This window comes from Devosia sp. Root685, assembly GCF_001427875.1.
Classification (GTDB): Bacteria; Pseudomonadota; Alphaproteobacteria; order Rhizobiales; family Devosiaceae; genus Devosia.
This window is the reverse complement of sequence record NZ_LMHK01000002.1, coordinates 333,123-349,784: the sequence shown is the minus strand read 5'-3', so window position 1 is coordinate 349,784 and position 16,662 is coordinate 333,123. Positions and strand designations below refer to the sequence as shown.

General features: G+C 61.6%; 13 protein-coding genes. 6 read left to right on the top strand and 7 right to left on the bottom strand.

The genetic code is table 11. The features are described 5' to 3' along the window. Positions 1-104: 104 nt before the first annotated feature. The 6 genes from ASD83_RS10395 to ASD83_RS10370 all read left to right on the top strand — a co-directional run bounded on the left by ASD83_RS10395 (position 105) and on the right by ASD83_RS10370 (position 6,446). Positions 105-1,427: an alpha-L-fucosidase gene (locus ASD83_RS10395; RefSeq protein WP_056310602.1), complete on the top strand. Its 1,323-nt coding sequence runs from the start codon at positions 105-107 to the stop codon at positions 1,425-1,427. 32 nt (positions 1,428-1,459) lie between these two features. Further along, positions 1,460-2,245, top strand: coding sequence for a DUF4037 domain-containing protein (locus tag ASD83_RS10390; RefSeq protein ID WP_056310599.1), 786 nt, complete (start codon positions 1,460-1,462; stop codon positions 2,243-2,245). A 64-nt stretch (positions 2,246-2,309) separates the two neighbouring features. Next, positions 2,310-3,524, top strand: a complete 1,215-nt coding sequence (locus ASD83_RS10385) for an ABC transporter substrate-binding protein (RefSeq protein ID WP_056310597.1) — start codon at positions 2,310-2,312, stop codon at positions 3,522-3,524. A gap of 60 nt (positions 3,525-3,584) precedes the next feature. Continuing rightward, the gene (locus ASD83_RS10380) at positions 3,585-4,529 is read left to right on the top strand and encodes a carbohydrate ABC transporter permease (protein ID WP_413813494.1); all 945 of its coding nucleotides are present in this window, start codon (positions 3,585-3,587) and stop codon (positions 4,527-4,529) included. Beyond that, entirely contained in the window at positions 4,519-5,367 is an 849-nt protein-coding gene (locus ASD83_RS10375; protein WP_056310595.1) for a carbohydrate ABC transporter permease, read from the top strand. The genes ASD83_RS10380 and ASD83_RS10375 overlap by 11 nt, the downstream gene beginning before the upstream one ends. A gap of 11 nt (positions 5,368-5,378) precedes the next feature. Further along, the gene (locus ASD83_RS10370) at positions 5,379-6,446 is read left to right on the top strand and encodes an ABC transporter ATP-binding protein (protein WP_056310593.1); all 1,068 of its coding nucleotides are present in this window, start codon (positions 5,379-5,381) and stop codon (positions 6,444-6,446) included. A 2-nt stretch (positions 6,447-6,448) separates the two neighbouring features. Here ASD83_RS10370 and ASD83_RS10365 read toward each other — a convergent pair whose 3' ends face one another. The 7 genes from ASD83_RS10365 to ASD83_RS10335 form a co-directional block, all read right to left on the bottom strand. Then, positions 6,449-8,902, bottom strand: a complete 2,454-nt coding sequence (locus ASD83_RS10365) for a hypothetical protein (protein ID WP_056310591.1) — start codon at positions 8,900-8,902, stop codon at positions 6,449-6,451. 13 nt (positions 8,903-8,915) lie between these two features. Then, positions 8,916-10,241 carry an HAD family hydrolase gene (locus ASD83_RS21175; protein ID WP_200946497.1) on the bottom strand — a complete coding sequence of 442 codons (1,326 nt, stop codon included), beginning with the start codon at positions 10,239-10,241 and terminating at the stop codon, positions 8,916-8,918. Beyond that, positions 10,238-11,287 (bottom strand): ABC transporter ATP-binding protein, encoded by a 1,050-nt coding sequence (locus ASD83_RS10355; RefSeq protein ID WP_156385915.1) that lies wholly within the window; start codon positions 11,285-11,287, stop codon positions 10,238-10,240. The genes ASD83_RS21175 and ASD83_RS10355 overlap by 4 nt, the downstream gene beginning before the upstream one ends. Continuing rightward, the gene (locus ASD83_RS10350; protein WP_244489140.1) at positions 11,280-12,314 is read right to left on the bottom strand and encodes an ABC transporter ATP-binding protein; all 1,035 of its coding nucleotides are present in this window, start codon (positions 12,312-12,314) and stop codon (positions 11,280-11,282) included. Before ASD83_RS10350 ends, ASD83_RS10355 begins: the two co-directional genes overlap by 8 nt. Positions 12,315-12,318: 4 nt before the next feature. Continuing rightward, positions 12,319-13,446, bottom strand: a complete 1,128-nt coding sequence (locus ASD83_RS10345; protein ID WP_056310587.1) for an ABC transporter permease — start codon at positions 13,444-13,446, stop codon at positions 12,319-12,321. A gap of 10 nt (positions 13,447-13,456) precedes the next feature. Beyond that, on the bottom strand, positions 13,457-14,443 hold the full coding sequence (locus ASD83_RS10340; RefSeq protein WP_056310586.1) for an ABC transporter permease: 987 nt from the start codon (positions 14,441-14,443) through the stop codon (positions 13,457-13,459). Between the two features lie 105 nt (positions 14,444-14,548). Beyond that, positions 14,549-16,456, bottom strand: a complete 1,908-nt coding sequence (locus tag ASD83_RS10335) for an ABC transporter substrate-binding protein (RefSeq protein WP_056310584.1) — start codon at positions 16,454-16,456, stop codon at positions 14,549-14,551. Positions 16,457-16,662 lie beyond the last annotated feature (206 nt).

The window sequence follows — 16,662 nt, the reverse complement described above, 5'->3', positions numbered from 1 at the left end:
GAATATTACTTTTGCGCGGCGCTGGCGGCGGGGGTTGACATCAAGGCGACATAATTCAAGGATGATGATCGAACCGGTTCGATAAAGTCGGTAAGGAGGATGAATTGGATAGCGCTCTTATCACCAGCGGTACTGTGGACGCGACGGACGGCAAGGCCTGGTTTCCGCAGGACCGGTTTGGCATGTTCATTCACTTCGGGCTCTATGCGCTCGCTGCCCGCCATGAATGGGTGCAGCACCGCGAGGAAATTTCGCCCGAGAACTACCGGAAGTATTTCGAGAATTTCGATCCCGATCTCTACGATCCCAAGGAATGGGCGCGCCGGGCGCGCGAAGCGGGAATGAAATATGTGGTGCTGACGGCCAAGCACCATGAAGGCTTCTGTCTCTGGGACAGCAAGTTCACCGACTACAAGGCGACCAATACGCCCTATGGCAAGGACCTGTTGAAGGCCTATGCCGATGCGTTCCGCGCGGAAGGTCTCAAGGTTGGTTTCTACTATTCGCTGATCGACTGGCACCATCCGCAGTTCCCGATCGACGGTATCCATCCGTTGCGCAACCATCCTGATGCGCTGGAGATGAACAAGACGCGCGATGTCACGCAGTATGCCGAATATATGCGCAACCAGGTGACGGAACTGCTGACCCAGTTCGGCGAGATTTCGGTGATCTGGTTCGACTTCTCCTACCCCAATCGCGAACACCGCGGCATGCCGGGCAAGGGGCGCAATGACTGGGAAAGCGAAGAGCTGATCGGTCTCGTGCGCAAGCTACAACCCAACATTATCGTTGGGGACCGGCTCGACCTGCCGACCGATGGGAACTTCCCCAAGGACCTGGCGACGCCGGAGCAATATACGCCGCGCGTGGCGCCGACCATCAACGGCCAGCCGGTGCGCTGGGAAGTGTGCCACACGCTGTCTGGTTCCTGGGGCTATCACCGCGACGAGGGCACCTGGAAGGATGACGGCCAGCTCATCAATATCCTCGTCGACACCGTGGCGCTGGGTGGCAACCTGCTGATGAATGTCGGGCCAACGGCGCGCGGCACTTTCGATGCGCGTGCCAATAGCGCGCTCGCAACTTATGGCGAGTGGATGGACGTCAATTCCCGCTCGATCTACGGCGCTGGGCCCTCTCAGTTCAAGGCGCCGAACGGCACGAAGTTTACCCAGAAGGGCAACCGTCTCTATCTGCACCTGCAGAATTGGCCGTTCCGCCATGTCCATATCGAAGGTCTGGGGCGCAAGGTGAAGTATGCGCAGTTCCTGCATGATGCGAGCGAGGTGCACTGGCTCGATCCGGATGCCGAGGTCGACTCCAATATCGGTGTCGCCGTTGGCGATGGCATTCTTACCCTGGAACTGCCGGTGCTGAAGCCAGACGTGGTTTCGCCCGTGGTCGAACTGTTCCTCAAGGATTGAGCGGGGTTCGGACCAGAAGACCGGTTAGTACCATGAACCAGGAAGCCGAGCTTATTGCCGCGATGGCGCCTGTCATCGCGGACCTGGCCGAGAACGGCAGGGGCGCTGTTGCCCTTGCCGGATCGCGTGGCAAGGGGCGGGCGGATGCGCAGTCGGACTATGACTTTCGCGTCTATGCCCATGCCTATCGCGGGCCGGATATCGAAAGCACGCCGCAATGGCGCCGGTTTGAGGAAACCATGCGCCATTGGGAGCAAAAGGGCTTTCGCATGGATGGGGTCTGGATGCGCTCTTACGCGGGGGTGCATCGGGATCTCGCTGCCTGGATCGACGGCGCGCCGGTCGACAAGAGCTTTGAATGGACCATCTGGGGCTACCACCTGCCGACCGATCTCGCGAGCCAGCAGATCGTTTCCGACCCGGATGGGGTGCTGGCGGGATGGAAGGCGCAGTTGGTCTCTTATCCCGAAGCGCTGCGGGCAGCCGTGCTGCGGCAATATCGTGAAATCCTCGCCTATTGGGCAGAGGACTATCACTACGAAAGCAAGGTGGAGCGGCGGGATCTCGTGTTTCTCGTCGGGCTCAGCGGCAAGCTGGCCAATGCGATCCTGCAGGTCGTCTTTGCCTTCAACCGCGTCTATTACCCCGGCGACGGCTGGAACCTGCCGATGGCGGCCGAGCTGAAACACCTGCCGCCGGACTTCATTTCGCGCATGACACAAATGCTGGAGCCGGGCGGCGATGCCGATGCCTGGCGGCGGCAGCGCGCCGAATTCATCGCCATGGTCCATGACCTGGAGGTGTTACTCGCGGCCTGAGAAGGCCGTCCGACCAGCCCTAGCAAATAGCCGATCAACCTGTAGTTACTGAGGAGAGACTACCGTGAAATTTTCGACCGTTCTGGCTGCAGCCTTGCTGGCGAGCAGCGCCTTTATCGCCACAGCCCAAGCCCAGGAACAGGTGAACCTGACCTGGCAAATGTGGGGCGATGAAAAGGATGCCGCGCTCTGGAAGAGCCTGGCCGACCTCGTGACCGAGGAATATCCCAACATTACCGTCACCGCGCAGATTTCGGGCTGGACCGACTATTGGACCCGCCTGCCGGTGCTGGCTTCGTCCGGCCAGATCGGTGATCTCGTCGCCATGCAGTCCATGCGCATGCCGAGTTTCTATTCCATTCTCGAACCGCTCGATGCGCATTTTGCGTCGGATGGGTTCGACGTGTCGGCGTTCGAAACCTCGATCATTGCCGGGCTTGGCCATGACGGCACGCAATATGCGCTGCCCTATGACGTCGGCCCGTGGATGGTCTACTACAACCGTGACCGGTTCGCTGAAGCCGGCGTTGCGGAGCCGGCGCTCGACTGGACCTTTGATGACTTCAAGGCCGCCGCGCAAAAGCTGACCGAAGGCGAGAACTACGGTTACGCCGTGCAGGCCTTCGATTTCGTGGCCGGGCCGGTGGCGCTTGGGGCGGAATATTTCAACGACGCCAACCAGTTCGACGTGACCAATCCCGGCTATGTCGATGCTGTGGGCAAGTTCGTGGACCTTGTGGCAGTCGATAAAACCTCGCCGGTCTTTGCCTCGGGCGCCGGCGCCATCACCGGCAGCGGCCGGTTCGCTGCGGGTACCGCGGCCATGTATATCGACGGGCCATGGGTGTTGCAGCAGACCAAGGACAGCGTTGATTTCAATATCGGCGTCGCGCCGTTGCCGCGCGGCGAGGGGGAATCGCGCTTCATTACCGCGGGCTCCGGCTGGGGTATTTCGGCCACCAGCGCACACAAGGAGGAGGCCTATAAGGCGCTACAGGTGCTTACCGGGCCCAAGGCGGCGGAAATCCTTGCTTCGGCCGGCCGCGCGCTGCCGGGTCGCCTCGCCGAGCAGAAGTTCTGGTATGATGTGGCGGCCAAGGACGTCGCCGGCACGCATGAAGTGCTCGACTACATGTTTGCCCATTCGACCCCGTTCCGCCTCAACGAATACTGGAACGAGTTCGAAAACCTGATCACCCAGTACATGCCGCTCGCCCTTAACGGCGACTCCACGACTGAAGCGGTGCTTGGCGATATCCAGAACCAGCTTCCCTTCTAGGCGCCCAAGCCCGGCTGGCCGACAAAACCGGCCGGGTCCATTCTTACGCTAGATAGGGAGGTGCCCATGACGGCGATCAATGATGTGACCGAAGTGACCGGCAGCCAGAAGCGTTCGCGCTGGGGCAGCCGGCTGGACCGGCGGGAGGGGCGCACGGCCTTCTTCTTCCTGCTGCCGGGCCTTATCGGCATGGTGCTGTTTCTGGTGGTGCCGATCATCGCTTCGGTGGTGCTGAGTTTTACCAACTGGAAGCTGCTCGGCACGCCGCAATTCGTGGGCATTTCCAACTATGTCCGACTTTTTACCGCCGACCCGCAATTCTGGCCGGTGCTACGCAATACGCTGTTCTTCACCGCCGAATATCTGGTGCTGAACATCGTCATTTCATTGGGGCTGGCAGTTTGGATCTCCAGCCTCAAGGTGGGACAGCGATGGTTCCGGGTGGTCTTTTTCCTCCCGACCTTCACCCCCGGCATCGCTGTCGCCATCGTCTGGATGCTGATTTTCGCGCCGGGCGGATTCTTCGATTTCGTCATGCGCTCGATGTCGATTGCCATGCCCAACATGCTGACCGACCAGACGCTTGCCATGCAGGCTGTCATCATCGTCTCGCTCTGGGCTGGGGTCGGCTACAATACGGTGCTGTTCAACGCAGCGCTCGATATGGTGCCGCAGAGCTATCTCGAGGCGGCGCGGATCGATGGGGCCAATGCCTGGCAGCGGTTCTGGAAGATCAGGCTGCCGCTGATTTCGCCGACGCTGTTTTTCGGCACGGTGATGACGGCGATCACCTCGCTGCAGGTTTTCGACCAGATTTACGTGATGACGCGTGGCGGGCCGGGCAATGCCACGGCGACGCTGGGCTATGCCATCTATCAGCGCGGCTTTCAGAATTTCCAGATGGGTTATGCCTCGACCATCGCCTGGGTGATGTTTGCCATGATCATGGCGCTCACCGCCGTGCAGTTCTGGCTCCAGCGCAAATGGGTGCACTATGACAACTAAGTCCCGTACGCGGCTTTCTCTGGCGCTCGACATTCTCAATCATGGCGGCCTGCTCATCGTCGCGCTGGTGTTTCTGTTCCCGTTCTTCTGGATGGTGACCAATGCCGTGCGCAGCAATGCCGAGGTCATGGCCTATCCGGTGCGCATACTGCCGCAGGTGTTCGAATGGGACAATTTCGCCAAGGCGTGGACGCAGTTGCCGTTTGGGCGGTTCTTCTTCAATAGCATGTTTGTCGCTTCGAGCGTGACTGTCATTACCGTCATCGTCTCGTGCCTGTCGGGCTATGCCTTTGCGCGGCTCAAATTTCCGGGGCGGGATGCGCTGTTGATGGCGTATCTGGGCACCCTGATGGTGCCGGCGATCATGCTGATCATTCCGTTGTTCCTGATCGTGAATAGTCTTGGCATGGTCAACACCTTCCAGGGCGTCATCCTGCCGGTGGCCTTTGGCACTTTTGGGGCCTTTTTGATGCGGCAGTTCTTCCTTTCCATTCCGATGGAACTGGAAGAGGCGGCGCGGATCGATGGGGCGTCGCGGCTGCGTATCCTCGTCAGCATCATCGTGCCGCTTTCGATGCCGGCCATCGGGCTATTGTCGCTCTTCACCTTCATTGCGCAGTGGAACAATTTCCTCTGGCCGCTGATCGTGATGACCGGATCGGACAATGCGACGCTGCCGGTGGGGCTGACATATTTCCAGACGCAGCAGGGCACGCAGTGGAATTTCATCATGGCGGGCGCGGCGCTTTCCATGCTGCCGGGCGTGTTCCTCGCCATTCTGCTGCAAAAGCTCATCTACAATTCCATCGCCCTCAATGCGGGCATGGGCGGAAGATAAGGGAGCCTGAAATGGCCAGTGTTACCATTCGCAATGCGGTGAAGGCTTACGGTCCGCTGCAGGTGCTGCACGGGGTTTCCGTGGCGGCGCGGGACGGGGAGTTTGTGGTGCTCGTCGGGCCTTCGGGCTGCGGGAAGTCTACGCTCTTGCGCATGATTGCGGGGCTCGAGAGCATTACCGATGGCGAGATCGATATCGGTGGGCGCGTGGTCAATGAGCTTGAGCCGAAGGAGCGCGATATCGCCATGGTGTTCCAGAGCTACGCGCTCTATCCGCATATGACGGTGCGGGACAATATGGCGTTTTCGCTGAAATTGTCGCGCAAGAGCAAGCAGGAGATCGAGAACGAGGTGCGGCGCGCGGCGGAGATTTTGGCGCTGGAGCCGCTGCTTGATCGCTATCCCAGGCAGCTTTCGGGCGGGCAGCGGCAGCGTGTGGCCATGGGGCGCGCTATCGTGCGGCATCCGGCGGTGTTTCTGTTCGATGAGCCATTGTCGAACCTCGATGCCAAGCTGCGCGTGCAGATGCGCGGGGAGATCAAGGCGCTGCATTCCCGGCTCAGGGCGACGATGATCTATGTGACGCACGATCAGATGGAGGCCATGACCATGGCTGACCGGATCGTCGTCATGCGGGCAGGAAAGATCGAGCAGATCGGGTCGCCGCTGGAGATTTATGACAATCCGTCCAACAGTTTTGTGGGGGGATTTATCGGCTCGCCGTCCATGAATTTTGTCGATGGAACGGTGGTCGAGGAGGGCGGGCGTTTGGTTTTGCGCGATGTCGGCGGAACGCTCTGGCCGCTGGGTAGCAAGGCGCGGGCCTATGTCGGGCGTCAGGTGCAGGTCGGTATCAGGCCCGAACATATTCGCCTGGTCGAGGGCGGGATTGCCGCTTCGGTGCTGAACATCGAGCCGACGGGAGCCGAGACACATCTACAAGTTGAGGTGGGCGGTCAGCCGATCGTGGTGGTGGTGCACGATCGGCTGGCTGCCGAGGTCGGGGCTGCCGTGGGGATCGAGGCTGACCCCGATCGCGTTACGCTTTTCGATCAGCAGACGGGTGTGCGGCTGAGCTGATGTCAGTGTCCTGCTATCGGGACTATGCGAATGTCGGGGGCCGCGGAGGCATGGCCTTCGCGGTCTTTTTCCGATGACGAGGCCCAGTGGAGGACTTGCTCTGCGGCGTCGGGGCGAGAGAGGGTGAGTTGGGTGCCGTCGCTGTCCATTGTCAGATGGCAGGTGTCGATATGGCGGGTGAAGGCGTCGAAATCGTCTGTCTCGCCGACGATGACGGCCCAGCCCTGGATGCGGCCGTGGTTGCGATATTCGATGCCGTTGCCGGGGCCCTTGGTGATGGGCTCCAGCTCGCCTGTGGCGATGTAGGCGGCGACGGCTTTGCCGGCTCTGAGGACGAGGCGATCGCCGCGGAGATGGTGTTCAACGCCATTCCGGGCGGCGAAAATGTGTGTGAAATCAATGCGAGCGCTGGCTTCGAGGCGATAGAGCAGCAGGGCGCTGGGGCCGTCTTGCGTGACGCGGGGCAGGTTGCCGTTGCCGGCCCAATAGGAGGGGCGCTGTTGGCCCCAAGGGTCGTCTTCGCCCGGATGATTGATCCAGCTGCGGGCCATGGGGTGGCTGGCAAAGCGCAGGTCCAGGACGTGTTGTTGGTGGCCATAGCCGCCGGCGCGGGCGCCGCCATTGGTGGAAAGTTGGACGGTCCGGGTTTTGTAGAGCGAGAGCAGGGCGGCGGGGCCGTAGCCTTGCCGGTAATTGGCGAGAATGGCTTGGCCGGGATCGGGTTCGGCGTAGCGCTGGAGGTCCTGCGGGGGCTCGTAAGTGCCGGCGGCGAAGAGGGGGAGGGAGGCTACGCCGTTGTTAAACCAGCCTTTTCCGAAGGCGGTAGCGGCGAAGGGGGCGAGTTCGGTCAGGGGGCCGGCGCGCAGTTCTTTGTCATAGGCGCGGCCCATGGAGCCGGCCGGGACGCCTTCGAGCGTGTGGAGGGCAGTCATAGTGAAGACGCGGTCGCAGAGGGTTTTGGCGCGGGCGGAAATGGGCTCCGGCGCCAGCTCGGCCAGGGCAAGAAGGCCAATGAAATCGACGGGATAGTAGGCGGCGGAGTTCCATTCGGCGAGGCCGTCTTCCTCGACGGCATCGAACCATTGCTGGAGCCGGGCGGTGGCGATGGCGGCCTGTTCGTGGCCTTTTCGGCCGGACGCGGAGAAGGTGGCGTCGGGCCAGGTTAGGCCGGCGAGGAGTTGGGAGACGTGGAAGCAGAGAGCGTGGTTTTCGCTCCAGAACCACATGACGTCATTGCCCGGTTCATCGACCCAATAGCGGAATTCGAGCAGGGACTTTTCGGCGCGGGCGCGTAAATCCTGAGGAAAATCAGCGGCATGGCGGATGTAGGACCAGAGGAGAGGCACCGAGACGAAGTCGGCGCAGTCGCGGCGTTCTTCTATGGCGAGGAGGGTTTCTTCGAGGATCGGGCGAATGCGGGGGTCGTCCGCCCGGCCGGTTTCGAAGAGAGCGACGGCGGTGCCCATGCGCAATTCGCCATTGTTTACAATATGTTGGAGGGCGAGGCGCTTTCGGGCGGCGAGGTCGCCGGGCAGGGTGGTGGGGGTGATGGAATGGAGGACTGCGCAGCCGATATGGCGCTCGACACGGCTGTCTCCGGCGATGAAGGTCAGAAGAAGGGTGTGGTAGCCGTCGGGTAAATCGTTGGAATTACAGAGGGTTAGCTGCGTGGCGCCGGCTGGCAGGGTGAGGGTTTTGTCGAGGAGGAGGGCGCGGGTGTGGGAGGTGGCGGTGACCTGCGCCGCGATGTCCACGTCTATCGTCGCAGGGGTATCAAAGGCTAATGAAATCAATCCGTTAGCGTGGGTGACTTCTTCGGCGGTGCGGACCTGGGCGGCGAGGGATTTGAGGGCGGCGATATTGGGGCCGAGGGCGGCGCCGGGGAGGAAGATGTCGAGTTCTACGGCGTCGATAAGGACCAGTTCGAAGAACCAGTTGACGTCGCGCTCGGCCATATCTTCAGTAAAAACAATGACTTCGCTGCCACTGGCCTTGATGGGGAGATGGACGATTGTCGATTGGGTGCTGTTGCGGGTGAAGGGTTCGAAGCGGGCGGTGAGGGTGCCGTCGACCCAGATGTGGATGCCGCCTCGGGTTTCCAAGCGGAAGGAGCAGTACCGGTCGGTCGGGGCGGAAATATGTGTGCGACACCAACGGCTTAGGCGGGTGGGGCGGTGGCGGAACTGGGAGAATTCGACGCGGCGATTTGAGCCGGGGAGGTAGAGACTGTCCACATCCCAGTCGGCTTTGAGGGTGACGGTGCGGTTGACGACTTCCGCCCAGGTCGCGGTGCGGCAAGGGAGATCGCCGACGTCTACGAAGCCGTTGATATATTTGTAGTTTTGTGGATCGCTGGCCGGCGCAGGGGGGCCGGGGAAGTATTCGGCATGGGTGGCGGAGAGTTCCCAGGCATTGAGGCTATCACCGCGCGAAATGGTTAGCAGAGGGGCGGACATGGTGGGCCTAATGTTAGCAGACTGTTGCCGTCGAGAGTGACGGCACGCGGAATTGGATAAGAGCTTCGAGCCGGTCGAGGAGCGCGGGCAATTCCGCGGGAGAATTGATGCGATAATCGGCCACTTCGGATGGGTTGGCGGGCTCGTGCGTGCGCAGGGTGGACCAGGCCATGAAGATGGAGGTAATCCCCAATGCATTGGCGCCGCAGATATCGCGCGAGAGATTATTGCCGACCATGACGGTGCGCGAGGCGTCGGCGCGGGTGAGGCCGGCGGCTTTGAGCGCAGCGTCGAACATGGCGGGGTCGGGTTTATGGACGCCGACATCTTCGGAAATGATGTGGGCGTCAAAATGCTCCCAGAGGCCGTGATGGGTCAGCATGTTGACGAAGGTTTGGCGGGGGCCGTCGGCGACGAGGATCAGTTTGTGACCGGCGGCTTTTAGGGCGTCCATCATCTCTTTGGCGCCGGGGATGAGGTCGGCCTTTACGACGACTTCGGATCCCGGGAGTTTTTGCTCGGTGCGCTCATCGATGAGTGTATCGCCGCAATCGAGGAAGATGGCGGCGAAATGGGGCTGGGTGTTTTTGAGCGCGGCCATTGCGGCGGTGATGCGAAAGGGGATCAGGGCTTCGAGTTCGGGCCAGGGGAGAAGGAGCGGCGTCGTGTCGAGGGGGTGATAGACATGGCTCGGGGTGAAGGCGTCGGACTGCATTTTTAGGCGGGCGAGGCGGTGGTCTTCGGGGGTCGGTTTATAGTCGCCGCGCTTGGCGAAGGGATTGCCGAGGTGAACGCCTTCGATGCCCGCCAGCGTGCTGCAGAGAAAAGCCAGCTTTTGCCGATCGGCTTCGGTCATATGGTCGGGGCTGGCCCAATGGGCGTGCTTGCCGGCTTCGGCGTAGATGACGGGGTGGGTCGGGTGGTTACCCGCTATACCTCCACCCTCGGTCCCTCCCCACAAGGGGGAGGGAGGCGCAGGAGCCGTCAGCTCATGCGCACTCGCGACAAGGGCGGGGAGGCCCTCGTCTGTTTGCATCGGCTTGCGGCCTCCATGGGAAGAGGCTTCCACCTTGATGATCTGGCCGTCTGTGTCGATGTGGACCCAGACGTGTTCGAGGTCATAGAGGTGGCCGATGTCCCAGTCATAGTAGATGGCATATTCAACGGTCAGGGCGCCGGCGGGTTCGATGGCGAACTTGCTTGAGGGCGATTGGCCGGCGGTGCGGAAGATCGTGTAGCCGAAGGCGTGCGGCTTATAGGGCTCGTGGGCGTCGAGCATGAGTTGCGGCGCGTAGCGGGCGGCAAGGTCTGCGTCGGGCAGGAGGGAAAATTCGGTCACGCGACGGCTCCGACCAGCGACAGCTCCTCGGCAAAATGGCAGCGCACCTGGCGTCCGTCGGCGACGGTGCGGAGGGCCGGTACTTCGGTGGCGCATTTGGCCTGGGCATAGGGACAGCGCGGATGGAAGGAACAGCCGGGGGGCGGATTGGCGGCGTTGCCGATTTCGCCCTTGAGGGGCACGCGCTTGCGGGTGCGGTTGCCGCGCGGATCGGGCTGGGGCACGGCGGCCATCAGCGCTTCGGTATAGGGGTGGAGGGGTTTGGAGAACAGGAGTTCGGTGGGCGCGACCTCCATCAGGCGGCCGAGATACATGACCCCGATGCGGTCGGCGATATGTTCGACCATGCCGAGATCGTGGGTGATGAAGAGATAGGTGAGGCCGAACTGCTCCTGCAGGTCTTGCAGGAGATTGATGTTTTGGGCGGCGACCGACACGTCGAGGGCGGAGACCGCTTCGTCGGCGGCGATGAAGCTCGGGTTAAGGGCCAGAGCGCGGGCGATGCCGATGCGCTGGCGCTGGCCGCCGGAAAAGGCGTGCGGATAGCGGTTGATGAATTCGGGACGGAGGCCGACAACCCTGAGGAGTTCGGCCACGCGGTCCTTGATTTCACCCTGATTGCCATTGCCGTGGATGACCATGGGCTCGCCCACCAATTCCAGGAGGGTCATGCGCGGGTTGAGCGAGGAATAGGGGTCCTGAAAAATCATCTGCATCTCGGCGCGCAGCGGCCGCATGTCGCGGTCGGAGAGGCGGGAGAGATCGACGATGTCGCCATTGGTACGGCGGAAGAAGATTTCGCCGTCGGTGATCGAATAGGCGCGCAGCATGAGGCGGGCGACGGTGGATTTGCCCGAGCCTGACTCGCCGACAAGGCCGAAGGTTTCGCCCTTCTTGATATCGAGCGAGACGTCGTCGATGGCCTTGACGTTGCCGACATGCTTTTTGAGCCAGCCGGCATGGATGGGGAAGTATTTCTTGAGGCCCCGGACGGAGAAGAGCACGTCGTCGGGCAGGGTGAGGCTGGTGATCGGCTGATCAGACATGAGCGTGCTCCTCGGCGAGCTTTTCGGCAAAGTGGCAGCGGGATATTTGATTGCCGAAGTGCTTTGCGGGCGGCGTCGTCACATCGCAAATGCCGGGCCGGGCGTATGTGCAGCGCGGATTGAAGGCGCAACCGGGCGGCACGCTGAAGGGATCGGGCACCATGCCGGGAATGGTCGGGAGGCGCCGACCCTGATCGACGCCGAGGCGCGGAATGGAGCGGAGCAGCGCCTTGGTATAGGGGTGTTTGGGCGCATAGAAGATGTCATCGACCGTGGCGGTTTCGACGATGCGGCCGAGATACATGACCGAAACGCGGTCGGCGATATCGGCGATCACCCCGAAATTGTGGGTGATGAAGATGATCGCCATGCCCATTTCGGACTGGAGCTGTTTCAAGAGTTCGAGGATTTGGGCTTCGGTGGTCACGTCGAGCGCGGTGGTGGGCTCGTCGGCGATGAGGAGGCTCGGGTCGCAGGAAATAGCGAGGGCGATCATGGCGCGCTGGCGCATGCCGCCCGAGAGCTGATGGGGATAGGCGTCGACCATTTCGGACGGACGCGGCATCTGCACCTTGGCGAGAAGATCGATAGCGCGGGCGCGGGCATCGGCGCGGTTGAGGCCCTTGTGAAGCTGCACCGTGCGCATGATCTGGGTGCCGATGGTATGGACCGGGGAGAGGGCGGTCATCGGCTCCTGAAACACCATGCCGATATGCTGGCCGCGCACCTGACGGATGGCGCGGCTATTGCGATCGAGGGCGGAGAGTTCGAATTCCTCGCCGGTGCGCGGGCGGAGGCGAATGGAGCCGCCGGCGGCGACGGCGCGCTTGGGGAGAAGACGCATAATGGCGCGGGCGGTGATGGATTTGCCGGAGCCGGATTCGCCGACGATGCCCAGCACCTCGCCTTTATTGACATGGTAGGAGACGCCGTTGACGGCCTTTACCAGGCCTTCGCGGAGCGGGAAATGGACCTGGACATCGTCGAGTTCGAGCAGGCGTTCGGGCGGCATTGGATTACTGGTCATAGTCTTACTGCCCATAGGGGTCTGCCGCATCGCGGAGACCATCGCCGAGGAAGTTGAAGGCGAGAACGGTCATGACGACGGCAACACCGGGGGAAAGCAGCCACGGCGCCATCGAAATGGACCGCAGGTTTTGCGCATCCTGAAGCAGTACGCCCCAGGAGACGATGGGCGGGCGGAGGCCGAGGCCGAGGAAACTCAGGGCGGTTTCGCCGAGGATCATTTCGGGCACGGCGAGGGTAAGCGCCGCGATGATGTAAGAGGTCATCGAGGGGAGCATATGCTTGGTGATGATGCGGTATTCAGAGGCGCCGGCGAGGCGGGCGGCGAGCACATAGTCTTCGTTTCGAATGGCGAAGAACTGGCCGCGGACGACGCGGGCCAAGTGGGTCCAGCCGATCAGCGCGAGAATGAGCGTGATCAGCACATAGACAAAGAGCGGGTCCCAGGCGATGGGCAGAGCGGCGGCAAGACCCATCCAGAGCGGAATGGTGGGGATGGAGCGGATAAACTCCATGAGGCGCTGGATGGAGCTATCGATCCACCCGCCGAAATAGCCCGAGATGGAGCCGAGGGTGAGGCCAAGCACGAAGGCGAAGATGACGCCGATGAGGCCGGCCGACAGGGTGACGCGGGCGCCATGGGTGAGGCGGGAGAAGACGTCGCGGCCGAGATCGTCGGTGCCCAGAAGGTTGATCTGCTCGCGGCGATCATCGACGCCGAAAAGGTGGATGTCGGCGCTGAAGAGGCCGAAGAAGCTGTATTTGTCGCCCGAATAGAAGAACTGAATCGGCAGGACGGTTTCGGTATCGACCTCGTAGAGGACGCGGGCGGTGTCGGCGTCGCGCTCGCGCGACAGGCCATAAACGAAGGGGCCGACGAACTGGCCTTCGTGGAAGAAGTGGATGGCGGTCGGCGGCGCGAGGGTGCGGAGGCGCGACACCTTGAACGGATCATAGGGGGCGACCTGTTCGGCGAAAATGGCGCAGAGCGCGAGGAGGATCAGGAACCAGAGCGAAACCAGCGCCAGCGTGTGCTGGGAAAAACGGCGCCAGATCAGTTGCCAGGGCTTGGCGGTATAAAGGTCTTCCTTGTGGTCGACGGTCTTGATGGGGGGCAGGGCTTGATCGGTCATGGGGCAGACCTCACGCGTAACGGATGCGCGGATCGAACCACGCAAGGAGAATATCGGAGATCAGCGTGCCGATGACGGTGAAGACGCTGAGGATGAGGATGAAGCTGCCGGCGAGATACATGTCCTGCATCTTGAGGGCCTGCAAAAGCAGGGGGCCGGTGGTGGGCAGATTGAGCACCACGGCAACGATGATGTCGCCCGAGAACAGCGCGGGGAGGGCCCAGCCGACCGTGGAAATGAAGGGGTTGAGCGCGACGCGGACGGGATAACCCCAGACGACTTTGCCCTCGGACAGGCCCTGGGCATAGGCGGTTTCGACATAGGGCTTGCCCAATTCGTCGAGCATATTGGCGCGCATGACGCGGATAAGGCCGGCGGCGCCGCCTGTGGCGAGAACGACCAGAGGAATCCAGAGGTGGGTGGCGAGGTCCCAGACCTTGGCAAGGGTCCAGGGGGCATTCTGGAATTCGGGGGAGAAGAGGCCGCCGACATTGAGGTTGAGATAGGAAAAGCTCAGCCACATGAGAACGAGGGCGAGGAGGAAATCGGGCACGCCTTTGCCGAGGAACCCGAAGACGGTGAAGAGATAATCGAGGAACGAATACTGGCGGGTGGCCGAATAAACGCCGACGGGAATGGCGATCAGCCAGGTGATGACGAGGCTGGCCGAGGAAATCATCAGCGTCAGGCCAAGGCGATCCCAGATCAGGTTGGAAACCGGGGCGTTCCAATCGAGCGAATAGCCGAAATCGCCACGCAGCACGATGGCGCTGATCCAGCGCCAATATTGGACGAGCATGGGGTCGTTGAGGCCCAATTGCTCGCGCATGGCGGCTTCTTGCAGGGGGGAGATGTAGTCGCCCATGCGGCGCAATTCGGCGGCATAGGCCGAGACGTAATCACCCGGCGGGAGCTGGATGATGACGAAGGAAATGAACGAAATGAAGATGAGCGTCGGTATCGCCAGAAGCGCGCGCCGCAGAATAAAGGCAACCATGCTGCCGGTTCTCCCCGTTCCGGCCGGACGATGCCGCGTGGGGGCGGGATCGGGGCCAGACAAAGGCTCGGGAACGGAATTCCATCCCCGAGCGCATTTTCCGAATTAGTTCTGATCGAGCCAGAACTGCTGGGTGCGGGCAAGGCCCACGCCGCGGAAGATGTCGTCCTGGACGAGATCTGGCTGAACGTTCTGCATCTTGTTGGAGACGACGTTGACCACCGGGCCTTCGCCATAGACGCCGATGACCCAGCCGGATTCGGCGAAGATCTTGACCATCTGTGCGACATAGCCATCGGCATCTTCGACGGACGAGGACTGCGAGGCCTGATCCCAGAGGTCGAAGATCTGGCGGATCGGGTGATCGGCCGGCGGCTCGATGCCGGATTCCCCTTCGGTCGTGTACCAGACGTAATACTGGTTGGCGAAGCTGTCCGAACCCATGAGGCGGCGCGGATCGGCCGGCACATAGGTCATGCGGTCATAGGGGACCCACTGCATCTGGAAGTCGTTATTGGAGCGGTTATTGTCCCACTGGGTGCGGTCGATAACGCGGGGCAGCATTTCGATGCCGACTTCGGCGAAGTTCTCGGTGAGGAGTTCGAGCGTCTTGGCATAGGAGGCGTCGTTGGCTTCGACGATGAGGCTGAAGCGCTGGCCATCGGGACGGAGGCGGAAGCCCTTGTCGTCACGCTCGGTGAGGCCGGCGCTGTCGAGTAGTTCATTGGCGAGATCGGGGTCATAGTCGACCCAATGTTCGGCCAGTTCGGGCACGTAATATTGCGAGCCGGAAACCGGGGCGGCCTGAACCGGTTTGCCGAGGCCGGACTGGGTCAGTTCGATGATCAGTTCGCGATCGACGGCGACGGAGAGGGCCTGGCGGACATCGGCGTTTTCGAACAGACCGCGCAGCACGTCGTCGGTGGTGTTGATATTGGGCACCAGCGACCAGATGTTGGAGTCCTTCCAGTTGACGATGTGATAGCCGCCGCGGGCTTCGTTTTCCTTGTAGAAGGTGTAGTTGGCCAGGTTCAGGTGGCGATCCTGCATGTCGAGCTGGCCCTGCGCGATCATCAGGTTGAGCGTTTCAGGATCCTGGAACAGGCGGTGTTCGATGCGGTCGATATAGGGGAGCTGGTTGCCCTCCTGATCGACAGCCCAATAATAGGGATTGCGGACCATGGTCACGGTATCAGCGGGGGGCGGGGTCTCGATCTTCCAGGCGGTGAGAACGGGAAGTTCGGGATTGAGCCACCAGGCGGTCGCGGCGCCCTTGGAGCCCCAGAGATCCTTCCAGCCGGCAACGTTGAACTTGGCGGCGGCAGCGGTCAGCGCGGCGTCGTCGGCATATTTATTATTGAACTGGCTGAGATAGTGCTTTGGGAACAGGAAGCTCGGGCGATCAAGGCTCGGCTCGCCGGTCGAATCCTTGGCCAGAATCTGCAGGAAATAGACGTAGGGCTGGCTGAACTTGACGGTGAAGGTGCGATCGTCGGCGATCTCGATTTCCATCGGCTTGCCGCCCGGCGCGAAGGTCGCGTCGATATTGGGGGTGATTTCGGTATTGAGGAAGATGTCCTCGTACCAGAACTTCACGTCTTCAGTGGTGACCGGCTCGCCGTCGGACCATTTGAGGCCATCGAGAAGCGTGAAGGTGAAGGCGGTGGAGTCTTCGTTGACCGAATAGCTCTCGATGAAGCCCGGGGTCAGTTCGGCGCCGCCATTGGCATCGGCAGTCCACTTGAGGACGCGTTCTTCCATCAGCTTGGTGGGGCCCCAGCGATCGCCGGGACCGCTGAAGGCGCGGCGCCAGGTGCCGCCATATTCGCCAACCGAGAGAGCGTTGACGACGGTCGGATTGGTGGGCAGGCGCTCGTCGACGGCGGGTAGGGCCCCTGATGTAACCTGTTCGGCCAGCATGGGCGCTTCCTGAAAAGCCCAGGCGGAACCGGCCATGGCCGTCGCCGACATGGCGGCGATCGCCAGCCGGGCGATCCACTTATTGGCAGTCATCGAATTCTCCCTCGTGCTTGGTCCGCTAATGCACCATCCGGTGACATGCGGGCGTAATGAATTCCTTGTCGAAGCAAGCGCAATACGAACATGAAAAATTTTCATGACTTGCCTCCCGTTCCATCCTGTAATCGCCGCTGCACGTACAATTGGCTTGTATCATTTGCAGCTTTTGTGCTGTTACATTGGCAATCTATGCGTCACTT